The 24,225-nt window shown below is 65.8% G+C and carries 17 protein-coding genes; 8 read left to right on the top strand and 9 right to left on the bottom strand.

The annotated features are described in order from the left end of the window. Positions 1-281: 281 nt before the first annotated feature. Both NQV17_RS05960 and NQV17_RS05955 read right to left on the bottom strand, forming a co-directional pair. Entirely contained in the window at positions 282-1,271 is a 990-nt protein-coding gene (locus tag NQV17_RS05960) for an alpha/beta hydrolase (protein ID WP_257770400.1), read from the bottom strand. Between the two features lie 179 nt (positions 1,272-1,450). After that, positions 1,451-4,012, bottom strand: coding sequence for a helix-turn-helix transcriptional regulator (locus tag NQV17_RS05955; protein WP_257770398.1), 2,562 nt, complete (start codon positions 4,010-4,012; stop codon positions 1,451-1,453). A gap of 260 nt (positions 4,013-4,272) precedes the next feature. Here NQV17_RS05955 and NQV17_RS05950 point away from each other — a divergent pair, with 260 nt between their 5' ends. Next, complete coding sequence (locus NQV17_RS05950; RefSeq protein WP_257770395.1) at positions 4,273-5,244, top strand: LysR family transcriptional regulator; 972 nt, start codon at positions 4,273-4,275, stop codon at positions 5,242-5,244. A gap of 681 nt (positions 5,245-5,925) precedes the next feature. Here the strand turns inward: NQV17_RS05950 and NQV17_RS05945 are convergent. After that, positions 5,926-6,144: a hypothetical protein gene (locus tag NQV17_RS05945; RefSeq protein ID WP_257770393.1), complete on the bottom strand. Its 219-nt coding sequence runs from the start codon at positions 6,142-6,144 to the stop codon at positions 5,926-5,928. A 997-nt stretch (positions 6,145-7,141) separates the two neighbouring features. On the opposite strand from NQV17_RS05945, the gene NQV17_RS05940 reads away from it, so the two are divergent. The 3 genes from NQV17_RS05940 (at position 7,142) to NQV17_RS05930 (ending at position 11,847) form a co-directional block, all read left to right on the top strand. Next, a complete protein-coding gene (locus NQV17_RS05940; protein WP_257770391.1) occupies positions 7,142-7,267 on the top strand; it encodes a hypothetical protein in 126 nt (41 codons plus the stop codon). A gap of 160 nt (positions 7,268-7,427) precedes the next feature. Beyond that, the gene (locus NQV17_RS05935) at positions 7,428-9,878 is read left to right on the top strand and encodes a glucose/quinate/shikimate family membrane-bound PQQ-dependent dehydrogenase (protein WP_257770389.1); all 2,451 of its coding nucleotides are present in this window, start codon (positions 7,428-7,430) and stop codon (positions 9,876-9,878) included. A gap of 418 nt (positions 9,879-10,296) precedes the next feature. Next, positions 10,297-11,847, top strand: coding sequence for a phospholipase D family protein (locus NQV17_RS05930; protein WP_257770378.1), 1,551 nt, complete (start codon positions 10,297-10,299; stop codon positions 11,845-11,847). A gap of 138 nt (positions 11,848-11,985) precedes the next feature. Here the strand turns inward: NQV17_RS05930 and NQV17_RS05925 are convergent, their stop codons facing one another. The 5 genes from NQV17_RS05925 to NQV17_RS05905 form a co-directional block, all read right to left on the bottom strand. Further along, complete coding sequence (locus NQV17_RS05925) at positions 11,986-13,821, bottom strand: protease pro-enzyme activation domain-containing protein (protein ID WP_257770377.1); 1,836 nt, start codon at positions 13,819-13,821, stop codon at positions 11,986-11,988. A 241-nt stretch (positions 13,822-14,062) separates the two neighbouring features. Next, a complete protein-coding gene (locus NQV17_RS05920; RefSeq protein ID WP_257770375.1) occupies positions 14,063-14,248 on the bottom strand; it encodes a hypothetical protein in 186 nt (61 codons plus the stop codon). A 249-nt stretch (positions 14,249-14,497) separates the two neighbouring features. Beyond that, positions 14,498-14,818 (bottom strand): hypothetical protein, encoded by a 321-nt coding sequence (locus NQV17_RS05915; RefSeq protein ID WP_257770373.1) that lies wholly within the window; start codon positions 14,816-14,818, stop codon positions 14,498-14,500. 8 nt (positions 14,819-14,826) lie between these two features. Continuing rightward, positions 14,827-17,322 carry a mechanosensitive ion channel domain-containing protein gene (locus NQV17_RS05910; RefSeq protein WP_257771200.1) on the bottom strand — a complete coding sequence of 832 codons (2,496 nt, stop codon included), beginning with the start codon at positions 17,320-17,322 and terminating at the stop codon, positions 14,827-14,829. Positions 17,323-17,674: 352 nt separating this feature from the next. Further along, the gene (locus NQV17_RS05905) at positions 17,675-18,634 is read right to left on the bottom strand and encodes an LLM class oxidoreductase (protein ID WP_257770371.1); all 960 of its coding nucleotides are present in this window, start codon (positions 18,632-18,634) and stop codon (positions 17,675-17,677) included. A 1,181-nt stretch (positions 18,635-19,815) separates the two neighbouring features. On the opposite strand from NQV17_RS05905, the gene NQV17_RS05900 reads away from it, so the two are divergent. The 4 genes from NQV17_RS05900 (at position 19,816) to NQV17_RS05885 (ending at position 23,405) form a co-directional block, all read left to right on the top strand. Beyond that, complete coding sequence (locus NQV17_RS05900; protein WP_124486414.1) at positions 19,816-20,712, top strand: NAD-dependent protein deacetylase; 897 nt, start codon at positions 19,816-19,818, stop codon at positions 20,710-20,712. Further along, a complete protein-coding gene (locus tag NQV17_RS05895) occupies positions 20,709-21,350 on the top strand; it encodes a DUF938 domain-containing protein (RefSeq protein ID WP_124570558.1) in 642 nt (213 codons plus the stop codon). The genes NQV17_RS05900 and NQV17_RS05895 overlap by 4 nt, the downstream gene beginning before the upstream one ends. A gap of 97 nt (positions 21,351-21,447) precedes the next feature. After that, on the top strand, positions 21,448-22,860 hold the full coding sequence (gene gndA / locus NQV17_RS05890) for an NADP-dependent phosphogluconate dehydrogenase (RefSeq protein WP_257770355.1): 1,413 nt from the start codon (positions 21,448-21,450) through the stop codon (positions 22,858-22,860). Positions 22,861-23,060: 200 nt separating this feature from the next. Then, entirely contained in the window at positions 23,061-23,405 is a 345-nt protein-coding gene (locus NQV17_RS05885) for a DUF4148 domain-containing protein (RefSeq protein ID WP_044845294.1), read from the top strand. A 115-nt stretch (positions 23,406-23,520) separates the two neighbouring features. Here NQV17_RS05885 and NQV17_RS05880 read toward each other — a convergent pair whose 3' ends face one another. Further along, entirely contained in the window at positions 23,521-23,841 is a 321-nt protein-coding gene (locus NQV17_RS05880) for a hypothetical protein (RefSeq protein WP_006760526.1), read from the bottom strand. Between the last annotated feature and the right edge of the window lie 384 nt (positions 23,842-24,225).

The following is a 24,225-nucleotide window of genomic DNA, read 5'->3' as shown; positions in this document are numbered from 1 at the left end:
CCGTCTGCGCGCGTCGACTTTCGGAGGGCGGTGGCCCGGCCGTCGTCTGCGCTCAAAATGGCGCACGCCTATCCATAACAGAGTCGCGATATACACGAGCGACGAGAGTCCCAGTTCTGTCGACGGTGCGCCCCTGCGCGGCTTCCTCAAGACAGTGCAGAACCTCGAGTGCATGACTACCGCAGGCATCGCGGTCTACTACTCGATTTCCTGAGGGGATGGGAAGGTTGAGCTGTGGCGTTCGTCAATGCAGTCAACGGACATATCGATCTGTCCCATATTCAGTGTCCGCGTAGCGTCGCGCGGATCGTGCCGCATGCCAATCGCAATGCAGCCTCGGTAGGCGGCGTGTCGGCGAGGCCGTCGAGTACCGTGAAATCGTGAATCGTGCCGAGGCAGCGAACCGCGCTTACGCGAACCCCGGCGAGCATCAGCTTGCGGGCGTAGGCTTCGCCGTCGTCACGTGCGACATCGTTTTCGGCTGTGACGATCAGCGCGGGAGGCAGGTCTTCGAGGTCCGTGTAACTCGCGTTTAGCGGCATTGCGATTATTTCGCCGAGGTTTTCTGACGAAAAGCGCGTCCGTGCGTGCATGCGCCCGGTGTGTGGGGTCAAGCCGGGACCGTCGGCGTATTTCGCTGCCGAGGCGCCCGCCAGGCTTGTGGAAAGCGTCGGACACAGCATGACCTGAAGCGCGATACGGGGGCCACGGCGCGCCTTGACGAGCAGCGCGAGGGTGGCGGCGAGATGACCGCCCGTGCCTTCGCCGGCGACGATAAGGGTGCCTGCGTCGAGATTCAATGCGCGTGCGTGCTCGTGCAGATGGACGAGCGCGGTGAATGCCTGCTCGTTTTGGGTCTGAAAGCACGCAGCGGGTGCCGAGGTGTAATCGACGAGCACGACGGCCGCCTCGGCGTCGGTGGCAATCCTGCGCGCGAGCCGGTTGTCGCTTTGGCCACCCGCGAAGCTCGCGCTGCCCGGCAGGAAGAGCACGGCGGGCAGCGGAGCGGGCGCCGCCTGCGGCGGTCGTACGATCCGTATCGTGAAGCCCGGATCCGCAGCGCCAGCTTTCAGCGCGATTTCTTCGGCGTGGATCGCATCCGTAGCATCGCCGTTTGCCCATTCGCGCAGACGCGCTGCCGGAACCCCTGCCTCAGTGGCATGGTCGAGGAACGATTGCGTTTCCGCATCGAGGACCGGATACGAGTCTGCGGATCTGATCAGGCCCGGTGCGGCGTCTTCGGGCGGACGGGCAGACGTGAAATCATCCATGGGGCAGTTTCCGATGAGTAAGGCTTGCTTGTCGATCCGGCACCGTTGGCCGTCGACAGAACAAATTTTCATCGGATTCCCGCACGAGCCACAGTTAAGCGTTGCTAAGAGGCGTTAAGCCCGTGTCCGGCAAAGCGTTCAGGCTAGTGACGCACGCTTCGAGCCGATTTACCGTCGCTTCAGGTCTGCACACCGCGCATTGCCGCAGCCTCCTGCAAATGCACCTGTAACCACGACGGCGTGTTCGCCCGTCCAGCTTCGATCAATGCGTTTGCGCTCCCTGCGTCGCCAGCGCGCGCGAACACTTCGAGTTGCATCGGGGTTGCGCCGTCCGGCGTGACAGGTCTCCCTTCGTGAATGGCCTCGAAGCCCTCGCCCCATTTGTCCCAATACGCGAGACCGCGCCGGCGCGTGCGCTCGCGAAGCCGTGCGGTCCATTCGCGCGCGAGCGCCACTTCACCTTCCCATGTCGCGACGGCGATCGAGCCGATCGCGAGCCCATAACAGACGGTCAGGTCGTGATCGATCGCCAGCGCCTCCGTCGCGCAGTCGCGCGCGAGCGCCATCGCCGCGTCGGTCTCGCCTTGCAGCCACAGAATGCGCATCAGAATGGAAATCGCAGCGATATGCGCGTCGACCTGCGCGTGATTCGCGTGCGTCGCGCGCACCGGGTCCTTGTCGCGAGCCATCACCCCTTCGATCAGCGCCCGCGCGATATCGTGGTCCCCGAGGAAGTGATGTGACAATGCGCACATCCGCTCGCCGGTTTGCGTCGTCGCAAAATCGCCCGTCCGCGCGGCGGCAGCGCGAAACGCACGCGCATGTTCGAGGCTTTCCGCATACGCGCCCGCGAGCGTCCGATGCGCCCACACGCCCCACAGCGTGCGCAATGCGAGCCGGTCGTTGCCGAGGCGCTGCGCGGCGGCCTGTGCGGTGTCGAACGCGTTCGCCATGTCCGCCGTCGGCCCACGCGTGTGCCACAGCGCGTGACCGTACGCGGCGAGCAGCTCGATATACTGCTCCTTACCCGCCAGATCCGAGTTTTCCGCCGCGGCGATCGCGCGCTCGGCCATCCCGAGGAACTCGTGAGGGAGCGAAAGATGGAACCACAGCGGCGCCGTCGCGATGAGCAGGTCGATCGCGAGCTTCGGCTCGCCATCCTGGCCGGCTGCCCAATCAAAAGCGGCTCGCACGTCGTCGATTCGCTGGCTGTGAATCGCGAGCCACTGACGCGGCGCCTTGCCTTCCCACGCCGCCACGGGGTCGGCAAAGATCGCACAGCAGTACAACGCATGACGGCGGCGCGCTTCATCGAGTTCGTCCGCCTCTTCAAGTCGCATATATGCGTAATGGCGCGTCGTGTCGAGCAGTCGATAGGGATGGTCCGAATCGTCGATTACGCAGGCGATCAGCGACTTGGCGATCAGGCCAGTGACGGCGTCGAAGGCGGCGAGGTCATCGACGTCGCCACTGGCCGCGACAGCCGCAGCGGCATCTATGCCGAAGGCAGCCCGCATGACTGAGAGGCGGCGCAGCACCTGGCGCTCCTCCGGCCGGAGCAATTCATAGCTCCAGTCGAGCGTCGCGCGCAGCGTCTGCTGGCGCGGAAGCGCCGTGCGGCGGCCCTGCGTGAGTAGCGCGAAGCGGTCGTCGAGCCGCGCTGCAATCGAATGCACGTCCATCAAGCCGACGCGCGCCGCCGCAAACTCGATCGCGAGCGGGATACCGTCGAGCCGTCGGCAAATATCGATCACGGGGCCCAGATTCGCCTCGCTCAACGCAAACCGGTCATTGGCGGCGCGTGCGCGGTCGTGAAACAGGGCGATCGCCGGGAACTGCACGGCGTCGTGGAGGCTCACGCCTGCGTCAGTGTCGGGCGACGGCAACGCGGCGAGGCGATGGACGGATTCGCCTTCCGCACGCAGCGGCTCGCGGCTCGTGACCAGCAAATGCACGCCGGACGCGCCTTGCAGCAGTTGCTCGGCGAGCACGGCAACGGCATCGATCAGATGCTCGCAGTTATCCAGCACCAGCAGCACCGGCGACGCCCCAAGCGCCTGGACAAGATCGGGCACCGGATCGCCGCTCGGGACGGCAACACCTAGCGCCGACGCGATCGTACTGGCCGCGCTCGCGGCCGCGGAGACCGGCGCGAAATTGACGAACACGGCGCGCATGCCGGTGCGCTGGGCGAAGCGATGCGCGACAGCGACGGCCACGGTCGTCTTGCCCATGCCTCCCGGGCCAGCGATGGTGAGCAAGCGTCGCTCGGGCAAGTGGTCAGTCAGACCTGCGATGACGTCCTCGCGGCCTATCACGCGAGCGAGCGTGACCGGCAGACTGCGTGAACCGCTTTCGGACCCGGTGGAAGGCTGCACTGCGTGCGGATGAGGCCGTGGTGCGGCAGGGTCCGCTGCTTCGGCCCGGGTAACGGGCGCGGCGAAACGATAGCCGCGTCCGGTCTCGTTGACGATGTAACGCACACCGTCCGGTCCGTCGCCGAGCACCTTGCGCAGCGCCGACAGATGCACGCGCAGCGCGCCTTCCTCGACGACGTTGTCCACCCAGACGCTGTCGCACAGATTGCGCGTCGAGACCAGCGCGCCCGCATGCTCGACAAGTACGACGAGAATGTCGAGCGCGCGGCTGCCGATTTTCAGCGGCGTCCCGTCCTTGAGCAGGACTCGTTGCGGGAATTGCAGCGTAAAAGGGCCGAACGCGAGGCTGTAAGGAGCGGTCATCGAGAGCGTCATCGCGCGGGTTGAGTGTCGGCCAATACGGTGCGCTGGTCGCGCACACTGACGCAAAAACAGCCAATCATTGCGCAAAAGCGCAGTACGCGCCCTTAAAAGATCTTAAAAAAACCGCTTTGTTCCAGCCGACGAAGCTTGGCACGGATCCGGGCGCCGACTTAGCAACGCTTAACAAGTCGTAACTGGCCCGATGCGCGTCTCCCCGCCAACATTGCTCCATGCAAGCCAATCAATGATCGGAGGTCGATATGGAGCGTCTGAAAGCGCTGGAGGTATTCAAGGCAGTGGCGGACCACGGCAGTTTCACGCGGGCGGCGGACGCCACGAATATTGGCGTACCGTCGGTGAGCCGCGCGGTGCAGGATCTTGAAACGATGCTCGGTGTGCAGCTCTTCAACCGGACCACGCGCCGCGTCGCGTTGACCACGGCGGGCCATGCGGTACTCGAGCGCGTCACGGGCGTCCTGTCCTCCTATGAAGACCTCGCGCGTGCCGGCAGCGACGAAGCCGGCGATTGCGCGGGTAACGTCCGCATCGAGGTGCCGGCAATCTTCGATACCGCCCGCCTCACTTCCGTCCTGGTCCGCTTCATGCGCGCCTGGCCGAAAGTACGGGTCGACGTACGGCGCGTCGATCACCTGGCCGACACGCTCGGCGATCTTGCAGACCTCGCAATCGTCGTCGGTCGCTCGGCGCCGTCGTCGTGCATCGCGCGAGCACTCGCGGACGTGCCTTTCGGGCTCTATGCGAGTCCTGCCTGGCTCGAACGGACCAACGATCTCGCTCACCCGCTCGATGTGCCTGCCGAGGCTTGCCTCGCGACGGGGGCACAGCATTCGGTATGGACGGTCAGCCATGAAGCATCCGGGGAGTGTGTGTCGCTTGCCCCGCGCGCGGCGCTGCGCACGAATTGTCCTCATGCGCTTCTCGCGGCGGCCGTCGACGGCGAGGGGGTAGCAATCCTGCCCAGCCAGCTCGCACAAGCGGCGCTCAATCGCGGCGAACTCGTGTGCGTGCTCGATGCGTGGCAGGTGGCGCCACTGGAAGCCTGCCTCGTCTACCGGTCCAGACGCAATCTCCCCGCGCGGGTGCGCAGATTGACCGAGTATTTGCTCGACGCCTTCGGCGAGCAGCGCGACGAGGTTGGCGCAATGGTGGCTGTACCGAACATTACTCGGATTGCAGCGACGCAGGCGACGCTAACGCCGTGCGCAGCTTGATGAATATCTTTCTTGTACGAATGCAGGGGAAACAACGAAATGATGGTTGATTTTGCTGGATGTCTGCTGGACGTGTCGTCGCGGTATCTCGGACTCGCGACCAAGAACCGGACGGTAGTGGCTGACGCCGACGCCGGATCAGGACACGCAACGCGTGTGAGCGATTCACGTTGGCACGGGTTGCAGTGGTTTCCCAACTCGGTGGCGAATGTCTCTACGGCAGACGCTACAGTTGAGAGCAGTGTGCTAGACGCTCCTCCAATGATGTCGGCGCGGTAAGTAGTGCGTCAGTCGAATTGGGAAGATATGCGGCAGCCAAGACCGAGAGTACAAAACCGGATGGGATCCCCGACAATAGGCGATTGCGCAGATATCGGTGATGAAGAGATCGCGTCATTCTTCACAACTGCTACGACCTAGGCATAAAGTCGTCGGCGCCCCATAGTCGAAGTCATGTTGAGTGGTGTAATAGGGCTCGGTAGCAGTTTGTAAGGTCGTAAATGGCTGGTCGGCGTACGAAAAACGCAGCTTGTCGGACGTGACTTGTCGGCGGGCGCCGTTCCATACCTCAGCGAGCTCGAGGTTATGGCGTCTGGTTGGTTCTTCGCGGAGCACCAGCCTCCCGGCGGTCTGCCATGGAAATCGTGAGGTCGATGTCGAATACCCGGTGCCGGTATGCTCTCAACATCCCAGCGGGTCGTTTTCTTCGGTCTGTGAATCCAGCCACGCTCGCGCCCCGGCGTCTCTTCTCGCTCGGTACTCTTGTACGGAAGCGAGGTCGATGTCGAACTGAAGAGAAGGGTTTCTCGGCAAAACTTCCATCAGTTTCCCGTGGGCGAGCAGCATGTTGATATGAGCGCAACTCACGAAGAGATACTTTGCTGCTTCTTCAACGGTCATGGTGAACGCATTTACGATCGATTATTCAATTCAGGCCGTTCGTCGCCGGTCGCAATGGCTGGCTGTCCGCGAAGTTACCACCGTCGTGACTGCCGACGACTATGCGGTGCTCATGCCATGGATCTAGAAGTAACCTACGGATTTCGTCGTTTGATTAAGCTCGCACCAGCGCTTCCATACATAGTCCGCATTGTCTGACCAACCGGGCTCCCCGATGAGCTGATAAATGCGGCCGGAGCGCGTCTCGCCGCGTCAACTCTCAAGGTCGAACGTAACGACCTCAGAGCTGGCGCGTCCTGTGCGGTCTCGGTTGTCTGCGCCGACAAAATGTCGAGTCCCGTCCGATGTTTCCAAGATTCTCCAGCGCGATAGCGAGACCCCCGGCTCGTCAATTACGGGGGCGATTCTCCAAATAGGCATGAGCATCTCCTGTTCGCCGCTGAGGGCCTGGCGGGAAGACGTCGTCTCCCACACTGGCGGCACGTCATTCATGGTATTCGAATTCGCGTCGCGTTAAAGTTAAAAAACTGGATTATTTTATTGGTAATTTTTTCGGGCGGGATATGCTTTATATTTAACTGATTGGTCGATTTATGGTTTTTTGAGAAAAATGTGATTGCAGGTGGTGGCATAATGTGTGGACCGCTTATTCTTTATCTCGAGGACGAGTTATGCTTAACGGCACAGCGGTGCAACCGACCTCGATTGGACGCGAAAAGCCGGCCCGGTGGGCCGGCTTTTTCGTTTCTGGGTTTCAACGCGTCGGATCCGGGCAATCCATGGCTCCGGACTACCCGAACGGATAGGGACCGTTCGTGTTCCCCATCCCTAAACTGCCTTCCTGAAGATTTCGCGGCGAGCGATCGCTTGTCTGCGTATTCGACGACAGACCGATGCGCATTGAAGCGGACCATCGGCATACGCAGGCGAGCTCGACGCACTCGCTACCACCTATAATCCGAGCAAGCGCGCCTTCTTGTACAGCACGATCGCTCACGTGGACAACAGCAAGAACGGCAACTTCCCGGTGTTTGCGGCGGCGCGCGATTCCAGCTTGCCGACCCGTCCGAACATGGGCGAAGGGCAAACCGGCGCGTACGTCGGGATGATGCACGTCTTCTAAAGCAACAGGCCGTTTCGCGGAGCGTTTTCCGCACAGCCGGCCACTGCGGGCATAGCGCAGTGGCTGGACGACTCGCCGGTGTTCGCGCGGGCGAGCCTCGCCACAGGCATCGAGTGACAAGCGATGCTGGCGCCGTCCTCAAAAGAAGGTTGAGATCATCATGACCAGATCAAGCGAATCATCATCGCCCGGGTTCATCGGCGTCGTAACGCTCCTGTTTATCGCGCTTACATCGCTCTTTCTGCTGATAGGCGGCGCGTACCTGCTCTCGCTCGGTGGCTCGGCGTATTACGTCGTGACCGGCGTCGTGCTGCTGGCAGTCACGTGGCTGCTGTATCGCCGCAGTCCCACTGCGCTCGTGCTCTACGCGCTCGTGCTCGTGGGCACTGCCATCTGGTCGATCTGGGAGTCGGGTCCCGACTTCTGGGCGCTCGCGCCGCGCTCGGGGGTGCTCGTCCTGTTCGGCGTGTGGTTGCTGCTGCTCGTGAGCTGGCGTCTCGAAGTACCGCGCAAGCTCGGCGTGCAGTCGCTCGTCGGCGCGCTCGTGATCTGGGCGGGCGTGCTCGTGTACGCCTGCTTCAACGATCCGCAGACGGTCAATGGCACGATGGCTTCGTCTGTCGGTTCGCCCGCCGCGAACGCCAACGGCATCGACGCCTCGGACTGGCCCGCGTACGGCCGCACTCAGGAAGGCACGCGCTACGCGCCGCTGCAGCAGATCACGCGGGATAACGTGAAGAACCTGCAGGTGGCCTGGACGTTCCGCACGAACGACATGAAAGGCCCGAACGATCCGGGTGAAATCACCGACGAAGTCACGCCTATCAAGATCGGCAATCTGCTCTACCTGTGCTCGCCGCACCAGAAGCTCTTCGCGCTCGACGCGCAGAGCGGCGCGCTCAAGTGGACCTTCGATCCGAAGCTCAAGACCGATCCGTCGTTCCAGCACGTGACTTGCCGCGGCGTGTCGTATGTCGATCTGACTGCGAGTGCCGATGTATCGGCAACGGCTGCTCCCGCTAGCGACGCTGCTGCTTCGGCGCCGCAGGCCGCCGCACCGGCAAGCGACGCAGCCGTATCGGCTACGGGGGCGTGCTCGCGCCGTATCTACCTGCCGGTCAACGACGGCCACCTGTACGCGCTCGACGCACTGACAGGCGAGCGCTGCGCGGGCTTCGGCAGCAATGGCGACCTCGATCTCCAGCATGCCATGCCGGTCACCACGCCGGGTATGTACGAGCCCACTTCGCCGCCGGTCGTCACCAGCAAGGTGATCGTCGTAGCGGGCGCGGTGGAAGACAACTTCTCGAACCGTGAACCGTCGGGCGTGATCCGTGGTTACGACGTGCGCACGGGCCAGCTCATGTGGGCGTTCGATCCGGGCGCAAGTGATCCGAACCATATCCCGGGCCCGGACGAGCACTACACCTGGAACTCGCCGAACTCATGGGCGCCCGCCGCCTACGACGCGAAGCTCGATATCGTCTATCTGCCGATGGGCGTGCGTACGCCGGACATTTGGGGCGGCGACCGTACGCCGGAGATGGAGCGATATGCAAGCGGCTTGCTCGCGCTGCACGCGTCGACGGGCAAGCTGGCCTGGTTCTACCAGACCGCTCACCATGATCTGTGGGACATGGACATGCCGTCGCAGCCGACGCTCGCCGACATCACGACCAAGGACGGCAAGACCGTGCCGGTCGTGTACGGGCCGGCCAAGACCGGCAACCTGTTCGTGCTCGACCGCCGCACCGGCGAAACCGTCGTGCCGGCGCCGGAACTGCCGGTGCCGCAAGGCGCCGCGCCTGGCGACCGTACCTCGCCGACGCAGCCGTTCTCCGAACTCACGTTCCGTCCGAAGAACCTGCTCACGGACAAGGACATGTGGGGCGCGACGATGTACGACCAGCTGGTCTGCCGCGTGATGTTCCACAAGCTGCGGTATGAAGGCACCTTCACGCCGCCGTCGCTGCAAGGCACGTTGGTGTTCCCGGGCAACCTGGGCATGTTCGAGTGGGGCGGCATTGCGCTCGACACCGATCGTCAGATCGCCATCGCCAACCCGATTGCGCTGCCGTTCGTGTCGCGTCTGATCCCACGCGGCCCGGGCAACCCGATCGAACCGGCATCGGGTGCCAAGGGGAGCGGTACGGAATCGGGTATCCAGCCGCAGTACGGCGTGCCGTATGGCGTGACGCTGAACCCGTTCCTCTCGCCGCTTGGCCTGCCCTGCAAGCAACCGGCATGGGGCTACATCGCCGGTATCGATCTGAAGACCAACGAGATCGTCTGGAAGAAGCGTATCGGCACGGTGCGTGACAGCTCGCCGATCCCGCTGCCGTTCAAGATGGGGATGCCGATGCTGGGCGGCCCGATGATCACGGCCGGTGGTGTGGCGTTCATCGGCGCAACGGCGGACAACTACATCCGCGCGTTCGACGTGAACGACGGCAAGCAACTCTGGGAAGCCCGCCTGCCGGCAGGCGGTCAGGCCACGCCGATGAGCTACTCGATCAACGGCAAGCAGTACGTCGTGATCGCCGCAGGCGGCCACGGCTCCTTCGGCACGAAGCTCGGCGATTACGTGATCGCTTACGCGCTGCCTAACTAACACGCGTTGCTGTTCGCACCGAGCGTCGGACAGAGGTATCGAGCCTCGCGGTGCACGGTGCGATCCCCGAAACGGCATGCGTGGCATGCCGCTTTTTTTGCCTGCTTTCTGGCGACTCTTTTGCCTTCGGCAAAATCTCGAAACCCGCGACGCCGCAAGGCCTCGCGGGTTTTTCTTTTGCGCGCCGCCTGAACGTGGCGAACGTGTCGAACGTGTTCACGTCCGCGTCGCATGTCGTATCGCCGCCACCGGGAAACACGGAGCGCGTGCCGTCCCGATGTCAATCGAAGTATGCTGTGGCGCGACCGGCGCGCACGCTCGGGATTCGTCGAGCGCGCGGACCGGGGATCCGCGCCGCGCTCCGTCCGGCAGCCAGAACAAACACAAACAGACTTCGCCCGACCGTGGGGTGGCCATCATGATCATGTTGCGTTCGTGGAGTGCGATTCTCTCGTTGCTGACGCTTGCCGCGTGCGCCAGCCTGCCGCCGCAGGCCGATCGTGCGCCGACGCATGCGTTCTCCGATACCGAAAACACGCGCCTCGGCGCGGCGTTCCGCCAGCAGGCCGCCACCCATCCTGGGCAGGATGCGTTTCATCTGCTGCGCGACCCGGTCGATGCACTCGATGCGCGCGTGCTGCTCGCCGATCGCGCGGACCGCTCGCTGGACCTTCAGTACTACATCTGGCACGACGACCTGACCGGGCACGAGCTCGCGGATGCGATCATCCGCGCGGCCGATCGCGGGGTCCGCGTGCGCGCGCTGCTCGACGATCTCGGGACGAACGCGGACGATCGCAAGCTGCTCGAGATCAGCTCGCATCCGAACATCGAGATCCGGCTCTTCAATCCGGTCGCCACACGCCACTTCAAGAAGATCGGCACGGTGCTCGAGTTCTCGCGGGTCAACCGGCGCATGCACAACAAGGCGATGATCGCGGACAACCAGGCGGCGATCGTCGGCGGCCGCAATATCGGCGACGAGTACTTCGGCGCGTCGTCGATGCTGGAGTTCGGCGATCTCGACGTGGTCGTGCACGGCCCGGTCGTGAACGACATCTCGACCGAATTCGATACGTTCTGGAATTCGCCGTACGCATATCCGGTCGATGCGCTGGTCGGGCACGACGCGGCGCCCGGCGGCCTCGACCGGGAGCGCGAACGGCTGCGCGATTACCTGCGCGCGATGGAGGACAATCCGTACGTGCTCGAAGCGCGGCAACGGCTCGACCAGATCGTGCACGGGCAGGGGACCGAGCTGTCGTGGGGGCGCGCGACGGTCCTGTACGACGATCCGGCGAAGATCGCCCGCTCGCCGAAGGACAGCGACGGGCACCTGATGCCGCAACTGCGCGCGCTCGCGCTGCGGCCCGAGCAGGAACTGCTGATCGTGTCGCCGTACTTCGTGCCGGGCAAGGAGATGGTCGAACGGCTGCGCACGCTCACGGCGCGCGGCGTGAACGTGACGATCCTGACCAACTCGCTTGCATCGACCGACGTCGCGGCCGTGCACGCCGGCTACCGGCACTATCGGCGCGATCTCGTCGAAGCCGGTGTGCGGCTTTACGAGCGGCGCCCGTCCGGCGACAAGAGCATCTCGAAGCGGGTCATCATCGGCTCGTCGCGTGCGTCGCTGCATGCAAAGACGTATGTGTTCGATCGCAAGAGCATCTTCATCGGATCGATGAATCTCGACCCGCGTTCGCTGAACCTCAATACCGAGATCGGCGTTTACTGCGAGAGCCCGGCGATTGCATCCGAAGTCGCGACGGACCTGGAGCCGCGGCTCGATCGAATCGCGTGGCGCGTCGAGTTGCGGACCGATCCGGCCGGGAAGGGGCGCCTCAAGTGGATTCAGACCGACGCGGACGGGAAGGTGACCGAGCTCGATCACGAACCGGAAGTGTCGGCGGCGCGGCGTATGGAAGTGTGGTTTCTCGGCTTGTTTCCGATCGAATCGCAGCTGTGATTTCTCTTGCGTGCGACAGTCGCGGGCGGCGTGTGCCGACGGTCGCCGTCGATCGGGACGCGCCGCACGCACTGCCGCCGACACGGTTCCGGGCGCGCGAAACGACCGGCACCCGGAACCGCACCGCTCATCGCACGATCAGCGCGCGAAATCCGCCGTGCCCTGGATGAACGCGTTCAGCTTCGAGATGTTCACGCTGCCGAAGCCCGTCGTCGCATCCCAGCCGGCCTTCGCCTTGTAGCCGTACGTGCCGCTGCCGTTGTTGCCGGACGTCACGTCGTGCAGCAGCGCCGCATTGCTCGGGAAGTACTTGTAGATGCTCGACGCCGGGAAGCCGAGCGCGTTGTTGTTCGCCGATTGCAGCCGCGCCCAGATGCCGGTGAAGATCGGCGCGGCGAGGCTCGTGCCGCCTTCGTTGTTCAGGTAGCCCGAACCCCACAGCGTGTCGGACGTCTGGCCGTTCACCACGAGGATCGCACCGGTGCGCAGGTCGGCGTCGAAGCCGACGTCCGGCAGCGCGCGCTTGGTCGACCCGGTGAGGCTCGACGATTGCCACGCCGGCGCGGCTTCGTACTTGCTGTAGCCGCCGCCCGTCGACCACACGGTGCCCGGCTGCCAGCTCGGATCGTTCCAGACGATTTCGCTGTTGTACGCATTGGTCGACGTATTGGTGAACAGCGTCGTGCCGCCCACGGCGATCACGTACGGCGACGTCGCGGGCTCGCTCACGGTATAGGTCGAGCGCGACGGCGTGCCGCTCGCGCATTCGTACGCGCCGTGGTCGCCGGCCGACACGGAGAAGGTCTGCCCCTGCGCGACGGCCTGCTTGAAGATCGTGTCGTCGGTCGCTTGCGAGCCGGTGCTGTACGAGGACGATTCGCACACGCCGAGCGACACGTTGATGACTTTCGCGACGTTGTCGCTCACCGCCTTGTTGTACGCGGCGGTGATCGCCGTGAGCGTCATCGACGGTGCCACGTAGAACACGACCTGCTTCACGCTGCCGCCGGCGGCGCCGACGATCGACTGGCTGTCGAGGTTCCATTCGACGGTGCCGGATGTATCGGTGTACGAACTGCCTGACGGACCCGTCGGCACGACGCTGCTGCTGATCGTGCCGAGGCCGTTGTTCGCGGCGAACGTGTTGAGGTCGCTGACGGTCTGCGACAGGTCGCCTTCGGCGATGATGCCGACCGTGGTCTGCGAGGCCGTCGGCGTGCCGTCGCCGCCGTAGAGCGACGAGAATTCCGTCGGGTTGTGCGGCACCGCGGATGCGCCGGCGGGGATCGTCAGGTTGCTGGTGTTGCCTTGCGGCTTGCTGCCCGCGCCGGTGTGCATGAGCTCGACGTTCTGCAGGCCCAGCACCGCGCCGACGATGCCGCCGATCGCGTTCGGCACCTGCGCGGCATCGGTGTTCGCGTAGACGCTGCGGCCGTTGCGCGTGAAGCGCTTGAGCGTCGTGCGGAACGCCGACTTGACCGTTGCCGCGGTGCCGGAGGCGGACACGAGCAGGCGGTTCGGCGCGACCACGATGTTGACGAAGCCGGCCTGGCGCAGGTGCGCGACGACGGAGGCGACCTGCCGGTCGGTCGGTGCGTACTGCGCGGCGAACTGCGCCGGCGTGAGGAACTGCTTGTAGTGCGGCGAGCCGGGCGTATGCAGGTCGTGCAGGTACTGGTCGAGTTGCGCTTCGTTGCGCAGGTTCAGCCCGAGCACGATGTCGACCGATTCGCCGGGCGCCATCTCGGTGGCGGCCGCGGCAGCGGCGGCGGTGCTGGCTGCCGGCGCGCCGGCGGTACTGCTGCTTTCACCTTGCTGGACGAGCGGCAGGAAGCCCTTGGTGCGCGTTTCCGTCCAGCCGGCGGCCGGTGCGGCATGGACGCTCGCCATGCCGAACGAAGCGGCTGCCGCGGCGGCGAAGGCGAGCTTGACGATGCGGATGTGCTTTTGTTTCTTGTCTGCAACCTGATTCATGTTGAATTACCCCTCCGGTTGAACCTCGAACGGCACGAACAACAACGGTCGACAGCGGCGCGGATCGTGCGCCGCCGATATCCGCCGCGCTCGCGCGGATGGCGCGGACGCGACGGGGCCTTTCGCCCGATCCGCAAGGGTGGTGATCCTCCGGGGGCGAAATGCTGGAATGCTCGGCAATGGAGGCGCTGCACCGCGATGCAGGGCGGCCGCGCCAGCAGGCTTGATGCAGGCGGGATGACTAGAGCAACAGTTTCGGTGTCCTGTTCATTCGGTTCGATCCTTCGGCTTGCTGCCGGACGGCAGCTGCCCAATCAATTGCATCGGGATGTTGCATGCGCCAACGGAAGAAGAGGCGGTCGGCGGCGAGAACTTCGGTGCGGCGCAAGCGCAATGCGTCGAGCGGAATCGATTGCGTGGTGGACAATTCGTCAGATTGCTTGAATCGGACGGTATCAAGAACGAAAGTTCGGTGTCAAACTTTTTCTGATTATATGAAACAAAATTAAATTGAATAAGCTGAAATGCTTTTGAAAAGTTTAGGGGCGTTTTGTAATTTTCAAAGGCGCTGTCGGATGTAATGGCGGATCGGCGCGCCGGATAATTGACGATTCCATTCGTAATGAGCGAATGGTTGTGGAGGAAACATTCGAGCCGCAGACGCCGGCTGCTCCGGTCACGCGTCGCGCACGGCGCTCGCCGGCGAATGCGTAACGCAATCCGGTCTGCCATCCGCACGGAAACTACAACGGCGCTCCCGTCGCCGAAGCTCGAGCTTCGGCGTGTCGTGCCGCTCGACGGCCTGCAGGTCGTCGACGAGCCGGAACAGGCCGTCGATACAGTGCAGCAGGCGTTCGTCCGGCGCGACGCCGGCCGCGCCGGCGAACGCAGCGAAGCGCGTTCGGCGCGCGAAGAAAACCGCCGCGCGTTGAGCGCGGCTATCCGTCGTTCGATGGCGCGCGCACGGCGCGACCGGCGGTGCTCGCGCCAGCGGCATCCGTACGATCAGTCCGGCTTGCGCTCCGGCGCAACGGGCGGTGGCGGTTCGGCGTCCGGCGTGCCGGCGGCGTGGTCGCTGTTCTCATCGTTCTCGGGCTCGACGGGCCGCGAACCGTCGTCATACGCGACGAGGCTGCGCTGCGGATTCGCGATCCGGATTCCGCGTTCGCGGAACAGCACCGCGATCCGCCGATTGAATTCGCGCTGCACGCTCCAACGCGCCGAGTCCTTGCACTGGATCTGTCCTGCCAGCGCGATCGCCGCGCCGTCGACCTGGTCGATGCCCCAGTAGCTGAAGTCCGACAGGATGCCGTCCTTGTAATCCGGATCGTCGCGCAACGCGGCGCCGATCTCCTTCAGCGTCGCGATCGCGCGATCGATGTCCTGGCCGTAGGCGATGCTGACCTTGACGGCCGCATTGCCGAGCCCGCGATTCGTATTGTTGACGGTCGTCACCGAGCTGAACGGGATCGTGTACAGCGACCCGTCGCCCGCGCGCAGCCGCACGGTGCGGATCGACAGATATTCGACCGTGCCGGATACGCCGGCGAGCGTGACCCAGTCGCCCACCTGCATCGCGTTCTCCATCAGCAGGAAGATCCCGGTGATGAAGTCCTGCACGAGCTTCTGCGAGCCGAAGCCGAGCGCGACGCCGAAGATGCTGGCGCCGGCGAGCAGCGGACCGATGTTCACGCCGATTTCGCTGAGGCCGGTCAGCACGACGACGAGCGCGATCATGATGAACAGCAGCGAACGCAGCATCGGCAGCAGCGTGCGCAAGCGCGCCGCGCGCACGAGGTTGCCTTCGCGTGTCCATTGCTGCAGGCGGCGCTCGATCGCGATGTTCGCGGCTTCCCAGACGATCAGCGCGACGACGGCTGCAATCGCGATCGTGATCAGCGCCGACGCGAGCCGATGGCCGATCGTGCCGGTCGCGAACGCGTGGAAGATCGGCACGCCCCAGGTCTGCAGCAGCAGCACGACGGTCACGACGGCGATCGCCGCCGACACGACCTGCCGCACCAGCGGGTAGTAGCGGTACGCGTGCAGGTGGACGAGCGTGCGGTCGTCGTCGCGGCGCTGGAACACCCGCGCGAGCGCGCCGAACACGACGATCGACACGATCCGCATGCCGATCATCACGGCGATCGAGCGGCCGCCGAGCGTGATCAGCACGCGGTAGCCGTTGTGGACGTCGAGCGCCCACACGAACCACAACGCCATCACGACGAACACGGATACGGGCGCCCACGCGTCGGCGAGCGCGTTGCCGACCATCGCGAAGGCCGGCCGGTCTTCGCCGGCCGCGCGGATGCGCGCGGCGACCGGCTGGCGGCACCGGAGGATCAGCGCCGAGATCATCAAGTGGCCGACGAGCGCGACCGCCTTCAGCAGCGCGACGTGACCGGCGTCGCTGAGGCCGAAGCTCGCGGCGATCTCGACCGCGGCCGTGCTGGCGCCGACGACCATCACGATCCGCGCGATCGAGCGCTGCGCGAACGCGGCCCATGCGTCGCTGATGTGCAGCAGCCGCAGCTGCCGCGCGTCGGGCTGGAAGAACAGCCGGCTGACGATCGTCACGAGGCGGCAGATCACGTAGATGTCGATCAGCGATTCGAGTGCTGTTTGGGTCGGCGTGCCGGCGCCGTCGAGGACCGACATCGTCAGGCTCGCGATGCCGACGAATACCAGCAGCGGTATCACCCGCAGTGCGAGGCTGACCAGCGCGCGCGGCATCCGGCGCAGCAGCGTGGTGTGGCGCCGCGCGTGGCCGCGACCTTGCGACGACGTATCGGGCGTGCCGGTGCCGTCGGCGCGGGCAGCGGCGGCGGCCGGTTCCGGCGTCGAAGTGCGGTCGCCGGGACCGGGCGGTTCGGGTTCAGGTGCATCGGCGTCGGCATCTGCATCTGCATCGGCCCGGCGCGACGATTCGGTGCGGCGCGCGCTCAGCGCGGCCAGCGCGCGCCGCAGCAGCCGCTTCGCGAACCATTCGACGGCGAGCGCGGGCACGAGCACGGCGAGGATGATCAAGATCGCGCGCGTGAGATCGGTGCGTTGGTCGGCGCGTACGAGCCGCTCGTGCCACCAGTTGCCGACCGAGCCGACATCGAGCAGCGAGCGCAGCGATTCGTTCAGCGCGCCGCCGATTTCACCGGCCCAGCGCGATCCCTGCCGGACGAGCATCGACGCGAGCCCGTTCGTCGTGAGTGCGGCCGCAGCAGCGCCAGCCGATGCCGCGCTGGCCGGCGCCGCGGCGCTCGCCGCGAGCGCGGGCGTGCTCAGCACGCCGACGGCCGCGATCGCGCGCAACGTCGTTTCGACCTGTTCGCGCTCGCGCGGGTTTTGCAGGACGGAGAGGGCCTGCTGCGCCTGCTGCGGCGTCAGCGCGGGCACGGCGGTGGAGGCGGCCGAGGCGGCCGAGGCGGCGGCCGGGGCAGGGGCGGCCGCGTGGGCGGCCGATACGACGGCGGCGAGCAGCCAGCCGAGCAGGAAATATCGCATGGGTAGGCGTGCGGGCGCGCATCGGAACGTGGCCCGCCGGTCTGGACGATGGACGGAAGTTAACATGATTGCCATCGGAACCGGATAGTTCCGTCGACGAATATGCGAATCGGGCATGCGGCAGCCGGTGCGGGCGTTTGCGCGTTGCCGTTCGGTTCCTTCCGCGTGGCGGTGTCTCGCGCCGGCCGTTCACGATCCGTGATGCGGGCAGGTCGTCGGGTGTTGGCATGCGGTCCCGCCGCAAGCGAAAGCGCAGGATCGGGAACGAAACGTGCTCGCCGGTGATTCGATTGGTGGCCAACCGTGGCTTCGACTATGGGCTATGGGTGGAGAATTCCGGATTCCTGATGAATCAATCCCGATCGTCGTGAAAGACCGGCAATACATGCTCGGCGATTTCCTCGACGACCTCGCGCACGGGCCGGTCCGAGCCGGGATTCAGCGTGACGTGGTGCGTGCCGGCTGCCCGCATGTCCCGCAGGATGTCGATGAGCGCGTTCCGACCGGTCGCATAGCCGAGCGGCAGCGCGGCGGGCGGTGCATCGCGATTCGCATCGAGATCGAGCCGCATCGATACGCCGAACGCGCGAAAGCCCGGCGGTGCGAGCCGGTCGACGGCCGCGCGCCACATCGAATAACGAGCGCGCTGCGTGTCCGGGTCGCGATGATAGGTCATCCAGCCGATCGCGTTCCGTGCGATCCAGTCGACGCTTTGCCCGCCGGAGCCGACGGCAAGCATCGGCACCGCGTTGTCGCCGCGCGGCAGCAGCGTGAAGTCGGGCGCGTCGGGTGGCGTCTCGTCGGGCAGCACACGGGACGGCACGCCGAGCGCGGCCGCGACGATGTCCCAATGCCGTCGATACCGGTCGCGCCGCGTTTGCGCGTCGACGCCGAACGCCGCATATTCGGGCGGCCGGTCGCCGGAGCCGAGGCCGAGGATGAAGCGCCCGCCGGACAGCGTCGCGACCGACAGCGCGCCTTTCGCGATATGCAGCGGATGACGCAGCGGCAGCACGATCGCGCCGCTGGCAAGCACGATCCGGCGTGTGCGTGACGCGAGCGCGCCGAGCAGCACCCACGGATCGAGATGCCCGACCGGGTCGGGATAATCGGCGCTGTTGAGCGGCACGTCGCGAACCCACAGTGCGCGAAAGCCGAGCGAATCGGCCAGCGCCGCGAGTTCGAGCTGCTCGTTGAAATTCGCGACGGTATGGCCGCTGCGCAGCAGCGGCTGCGTCAGGCCGATCGACAGCCGCTCGGCCGAGAAAACGCGCCGCGCGACGTCGGCGCGGCCGAAGGCGGGCAGGGTCATGTCCATTCCTTGGAGACGGGGCGAAGCCGGTGCGCGCGCCGCACCGTGTCCGAATCCTAACGTGTTTGCGCGCCGCCTGCGGCGCGCGGCGGCATCGGCGATTCCGGCATGATCGGCGCCTTCGGTCATCGGGCAATCAATCGGCATGAACGTACGTCAGCGCGTGGTGGCCGGTCTTGCGGCGAGCACGGTGCTGTCCGTGGTCGCAGGCGGCGCTCGCAGGTTCGAAAAACGCGTTCGACCATGCGTGCGCGGCCACGGTCGGGCGACTGTAAGCGGATCGTCGGCATCGAGGTGGCGCGAGCGCGCCGCCGGCGCACGCGTCACATGCGCGCAACACCGGCGTCGCATCCGGCGCGATCGATCGCGCGGGCCGTTTCCCATCGTTTCACTTTCGAAACGTTCACGCTTGTCTGTCGCCGTGCGATTTGCATCGGGGTCGTTTCACGGCCCGCGCGGCCTTGCACGGCGAAGCATGGTGCGCTCCTTGCATGTCTGTATGCGCCGTGAGCGCGATCGCCGGGCGCAGCAGGGGCCCGGCCGTCGCTTCAGTAGGTCGGACGCATCGAAGACGGGGACAAGAGAATGAGAACAGACCGAATCGCAACGTGCCATGTTGCAAACATGAATCGCCGACCTGCCCGTGATTTCGCGTCGCCGTTGATTACGGCGACATGAGCGCGCGGCTTTTCGCTTCATCCGGACCCATCCGGTTCGTTCCGAACGACGACGTGCAGGCGTGACGCACGAGGCCGACCCGTGCCGGTCGGCCGTCGGGGATGAACCGCCGGTGCGCGGGTGGGCGACCATGACTTCCGGATCGTCATGCCGACGCGCGAAACGCAGGCGCGCCGCACGCGAAGCATGCGTGCGTGTGCCGTGCGCCGTGCCGCGCGGCGATCCTCGCAAACATCAGGGCAATTTCAGGAATTCGAAGGTGTAGTCCCGGGGAAGGTCTGCCGGCGGCGCTGCGGCGGATCCGACGACATTGTGCTGTCAGTTGATCCACTACCCCGATGGATCAATTGTTGATGCGCCCATCGCCATGTGGTCGATGGGCGTCTTTTTTTGCGGCGCCGGTGTCGCGCGCGGACCGCCGGCCGGATCGCGCGGCGTTCTGTATCATGTGCTGGCGCGCCGGCCGCACGGCCGGCCACCGCGCCCGATCACGCGCCGCCAACATGAACGACATCGCCTTGCCCGACCCCTCATCCGCCGGCATCGAACCGGCCGCGCTCGATGCGCTGCACGCGTTCGTCGAGCGCCATCCGCGGCTGCTCGTGCTGACCGGTGCGGGCATCAGCACGGATTCCGGCATTCCCGGCTATCGCGACCGCAACGGTCAATGGATGCGCTCGCCGCCGATCCAGCTCCACGAATTCCTCGGTTCCGACGCTGCGCGCCGCCGCTACTGGGCGCGCAGCATGATCGGCTGGCCCGTGGTGGGCCGTGCGCAGCCGAACCGCTCGCATGTCGCGCTCGCGCGGCTCGGCGGCACCGGCCGGATCGAGCGCCTCGTCACGCAGAACGTCGACGGGCTGCACCAGCGCGCGGGCAGCGGCGACGTGATCGAACTGCATGGCGGCATCAACGGCGTCACGTGCCTCGACTGCGGCGCGCATCACGCGCGCGCGACGATCCAGGCCGTGCTCGAAACGGACAACCCCGAGCTGCTCGGCGCGCACGCGGAGCCTGCCGCCGACGGCGACGCGCATCTCGAATGGGCCGCGCTCGACACGTTCCGCATCCCGGCCTGCCCGGCCTGCGGCGGGCTGCTGAAGCCGGCGGTGGTGTTCTTCGGCGAGAACGTGCCGCGCGAGCGCGTCGCGCTGGCGTCGCAGGCGCTCGATGCGGCCGATGCGCTGCTCGTCGTCGGCTCGTCGCTGATGGTGTATTCCGGCTACCGGTTCTGCGTGTGGGCCCAGGCGCAGAACAAGCCCGTCGCCGCGCTGAACCTCGGCCATACGCGTGCCGATCCGATGCTGACGCTGAAGGTCGAGGCGCGTTGCGCGCCCGCGCTCGACGCGCTGAACGCGCGGCTGGGCGTTGCCGGCAGCGCGCCGGAGCACGCATCGTGACCGGGCCGACGTCGTCGTCCGATCCGTCCGCGCGGCTGTCGGCACCGGCGGCCGAGCGCAATCGCGGGCCGATCCTCGACGTGTTGCGCCGCGTGCTGCCGGCTACCGGCGACGTGCTCGAGATCGCGAGCGGCACCGGGCAGCATGCGGTCCATTTCGCGCAGGCGCTGCCGGGGCTGCGCTGGCAGCCGAGCGATCCCGACGCGCACGCGCGCCGCTCGATCGCCGCGTGGGTCGCGCATGCCGGCCTCGCGAACCTGGCCGAGCCACTGGCATTCGACGTGCGCGACGCGTCGTGGCCGGCCGCGGCGTTCGACGCGATCGTCTGCATCAACATGATCCACATCTCGCCGTGGGCCTGCACCGACGCGCTGTTCGCCGGCGCGTCGCGCGTGCTGCGTCCGGGCGGCGTGCTGTTCCTCTACGGCCCGTATCGCCGCGCAGGCCGGCACACGGCGCCATCCAACGAGGCATTCGACCAGCAGTTGCGCAGCCGCGATCCGTCGTGGGGCGTGCGCGATCTCGAGGCGGTCGTCGCGCTTGGCCTCGACCGCGGGCTCGACTGCATCGAGGTCGTCGACATGCCGGCGAACAACCTGAGCGTCGTGTTCCGGCGCCTGCCGCACGCGGAGCAATGACACGCAAGCGCGCATCGCGGCCGGGTTTCCACTATCCTTTCGCCTGTGCGCGCGGCCCGGCTCGGGTCGCGCCCCGTTTTTTCCGGAGAATTGACTAATGGGCAAACAAGCAATCGGTGTGATCGGGCTGGCGGTGATGGGCCGCAATCTCGCACTCAATATCGAGAGCCGCGGTTACGCGGTGTCGGTGTACAACCGTAGCCGCGAGAAAACCGACGAACTGATCGCCGAATTCCCCGGCCGCAATCTGGTGCCGACCTACACGCTCGAGGAGTTCGTCGCGTCGCTCGAGACGCCTCGCCGGATCCTGATGATGGTGAAGGCCGGCGAAGCGACCGATGCGACGATCGCATCGCTCAAGCCGCTGCTCGAGAAGGGCGACGTGCTGATCGACGGCGGCAATACGCACTTCACGGACACGATCCGCCGCAACCAGGAGCTCGCGCAATCGGGCCTGCACTTCATCGGCACCGGTGTGTCGGGCGGCGAAGAGGGCGCGCTGCGCGGCCCTTCGATCATGCCCGGCGGCCAGCGCGACGCGTACGACCTGGTCGAGCCGATCCTCAAGCAGATCGCCGCGAAGGCGCCGTCGGACGGCGAGCCGTGCGTCGCGTACATGGGGCCGGACGGCGCGGGCCACTACGTGAAGATGGTCCACAACGGCATCGAATACGGCGACATGCAGCTGATCGCCGAGAGCTATGCGGTGCTGAAGGACGTCGCGGGCCTGACCAACGACGAACTCGGCGAGGTATACACCGAGTGGAACCAGGGCGAGCTCGACAGCTACCTGATCGAGATCACGTCGAAGATCTTCGGCAAGAAGGACGAAGAGACCGGCAAGCACCTCGTCGACGTGATCCTCGATCGCGCCGCGCAGAAGGGCACCGGCAAGTGGACCAGCCAGAACGCGCTGGACCTGGGCGTGCCGCTGCCGCTGATCACGGAGTCGGTGTTCGCGCGCGTGCTGTCATCGCTGAAGACCGAGCGCGTCGCGGCCAGCAAGATCCTGTCGGGCCCGGCCGCCGCGCCGTTCGACGGCGATCGTGCCGCGTTCGTCGAAGCCGTGCGCCGCGCGCTGTACCTGAGCAAGGTGATCTCGTACGCGCAGGGCTTCGCGCAACTGCGCACGGCATCCGAAGAGTACGGCTGGAACCTCGATCTCGGCACGATCGCGAAGATCTTCCGCGCGGGCTGCATCATCCGCGCGCGTTTCCTGCAGAAGATCACGGACGCGTACGCGAAGGATCCGGCGCTCGCGAACTTGCTGCTCGACCCGTACTTCAAGGACATCGCCGCGAATTACCAGGCATCGCTGCGCGACGTGGTGGTGGCCGCGGTGAAGGCAGGCGTGCCGGTGCCGGCGTTCGCGTCGGCGGTCGCGTACTTCGACAGCTACCGTTCCGAACGGCTGCCGGCGAACCTTGTGCAGGCGCAGCGCGACTTCTTCGGCGCGCACACGTTCGAGCGTACCGACAAGCCGGGCAGCTTCCACGCGAACTGGTCGTAACCGGCAGGCGAGGACGGTATTGTTGCGAAATTCTATTCTTTGAGTAGGGTTTTTCGTTCCCGGATCCCGCAATTGTTGGTTCCGAGGAAACAGTGTTTTCGTTCTTTCATGGTTTTCCCTAGGTGATCTCGGGGCTAAACTTTGTTCCATCGCTGCAGACATGGTGTGTGCGGCGGAGCAAAAAAATCCCGGAGGTAATCATGAAATCGCTGATCGCAACGTTCGCTGCAGCTGCCGTCCTCGCCGTTCCCGCCGTCTCGTTCGCCCAACAGAACGCTCCCGTCACCCGTGCGCAGGTGAAGGCCGAACTGGCCCAGCTGCAACAGGCCGGCTACAAGCTGGGCAGCGACCGTACCGACTACCCGGCAAGCATCCAGGCAGCTGAAGCCCGCGTGAACCCGCAACAGAACGTCGCCGCTGCCGATACGAGCGGCTACGGTGCGCAACCGGCCGCCCAGCAAGAATCGGGCGCCCCGGCCGCTGCCAAGACCGGCTGGCAGGTCAAGCGCGTGTCGGACGGTGCACCGGTCTACAAGGGTCGTTGATCGTCATCGATCGCCGGCCGCATGGGCGGCCTGATCCGACCCCCGCGCAGTACACGCAGCCCGTCGTTCCGAATCACGGAACGACGGGCTGTTTTCATTGGCGGCGCCCGCCGCGTCAGTGCAGCGGCCGCGGGCCGCGGCCGATGTCCCGGAACAGTGCGTCGGCCGGTTCCAGCGCCTGCAGCCACGCTTCGTCGTAGCCGCTCAGCGTGTCGAGCGCGTCGCGCAGCCGCTCGATCGCGAGTACCGGCAGCTCGACGCTGTGCCGGGTGGCGCCGCTCAGGTGCGCGACGCTCGCCAGCTGGACGAGGGCGTCCGCGGCTTCGGCGACGTCCGTCGCGAACAGCAGGTGCCGGTTGAGCAGTTCGACGAGGCCGCTGGAACCGGCGAAATCCTCGGCGTTGAGCTGCACGGACAGAAACGTCGCATTGTTCATGGTTTTCTCCTCGTTATCGCTGGAACGTGCGGTGCTCCTCCGAGTATAGGAGGCGGCCGGCAGCGGGGCAGCGCTCATGGGTGCGATACGCTGCCCGCCGCGGGACGGCCGGCCGGAAGTCCGCGGAATGACCCGCGCGGCGCGGCCTGCCGCCCGCCGGCACCCGTTCGTTACGCCGCAAGATTGTTGCCGGCCGGGGCGTCTGCCGCGGTCCTGACCGCGACAAATGGTATCTTTGCCGATCGGGACGACACAAAGATGGCGCGAAGAAGGGGCCGGTGAGCCTTTTCGCGTCGACGTCCCGCTGTAGAAACTGACGGCCGCGAGAGCGGTCGGATACTGGTTGGTCCGGCCGTCCGGCCGGACATCGTGCGTCGCATGCCG

The sequence above is a fragment of the Burkholderia sp. SCN-KJ genome, from assembly GCF_024656005.1.
Classification (GTDB): Bacteria; Pseudomonadota; Gammaproteobacteria; order Burkholderiales; family Burkholderiaceae; genus Burkholderia.
This window is presented reverse-complemented; position numbering and strand designations above follow the sequence as displayed.

Excerpts from the sequence above, each read along its gene's own strand:
- NQV17_RS05960 (WP_257770400.1), bottom strand. The coding sequence starts at position 1,271 with ATGGATGATTTCACGTCTGCCCGTCCGCCCGAAGACGCCGCACCGGGC.
- NQV17_RS05955 (WP_257770398.1), bottom strand. The coding sequence starts at position 4,012 with ATGACCGCTCCTTACAGCCTCGCGTTCGGCCCTTTTACGCTGCAATTC.
- NQV17_RS05950 (WP_257770395.1), top strand. The coding sequence starts at position 4,273 with ATGGAGCGTCTGAAAGCGCTGGAGGTATTCAAGGCAGTGGCGGACCAC.
- NQV17_RS05945 (WP_257770393.1), bottom strand. The coding sequence starts at position 6,144 with ATGACCGTTGAAGAAGCAGCAAAGTATCTCTTCGTGAGTTGCGCTCAT.
- NQV17_RS05935 (WP_257770389.1), top strand. The coding sequence starts at position 7,428 with ATGACCAGATCAAGCGAATCATCATCGCCCGGGTTCATCGGCGTCGTA.
- NQV17_RS05930 (WP_257770378.1), top strand. The coding sequence starts at position 10,297 with ATGATCATGTTGCGTTCGTGGAGTGCGATTCTCTCGTTGCTGACGCTT.
- NQV17_RS05925 (WP_257770377.1), bottom strand. The coding sequence starts at position 13,821 with ATGAATCAGGTTGCAGACAAGAAACAAAAGCACATCCGCATCGTCAAG.
- NQV17_RS05915 (WP_257770373.1), bottom strand. The coding sequence starts at position 14,818 with ATGCCGCTGGCGCGAGCACCGCCGGTCGCGCCGTGCGCGCGCCATCGA.
- NQV17_RS05910 (WP_257771200.1), bottom strand. The coding sequence starts at position 17,322 with ATGCGATATTTCCTGCTCGGCTGGCTGCTCGCCGCCGTCGTATCGGCC.
- NQV17_RS05905 (WP_257770371.1), bottom strand. The coding sequence starts at position 18,634 with ATGACCCTGCCCGCCTTCGGCCGCGCCGACGTCGCGCGGCGCGTTTTC.
- NQV17_RS05900 (WP_124486414.1), top strand. The coding sequence starts at position 19,816 with ATGAACGACATCGCCTTGCCCGACCCCTCATCCGCCGGCATCGAACCG.
- gndA (WP_257770355.1), top strand. The coding sequence starts at position 21,448 with ATGGGCAAACAAGCAATCGGTGTGATCGGGCTGGCGGTGATGGGCCGC.
- NQV17_RS05885 (WP_044845294.1), top strand. The coding sequence starts at position 23,061 with ATGAAATCGCTGATCGCAACGTTCGCTGCAGCTGCCGTCCTCGCCGTT.
- NQV17_RS05880 (WP_006760526.1), bottom strand. The coding sequence starts at position 23,841 with ATGAACAATGCGACGTTTCTGTCCGTGCAGCTCAACGCCGAGGATTTC.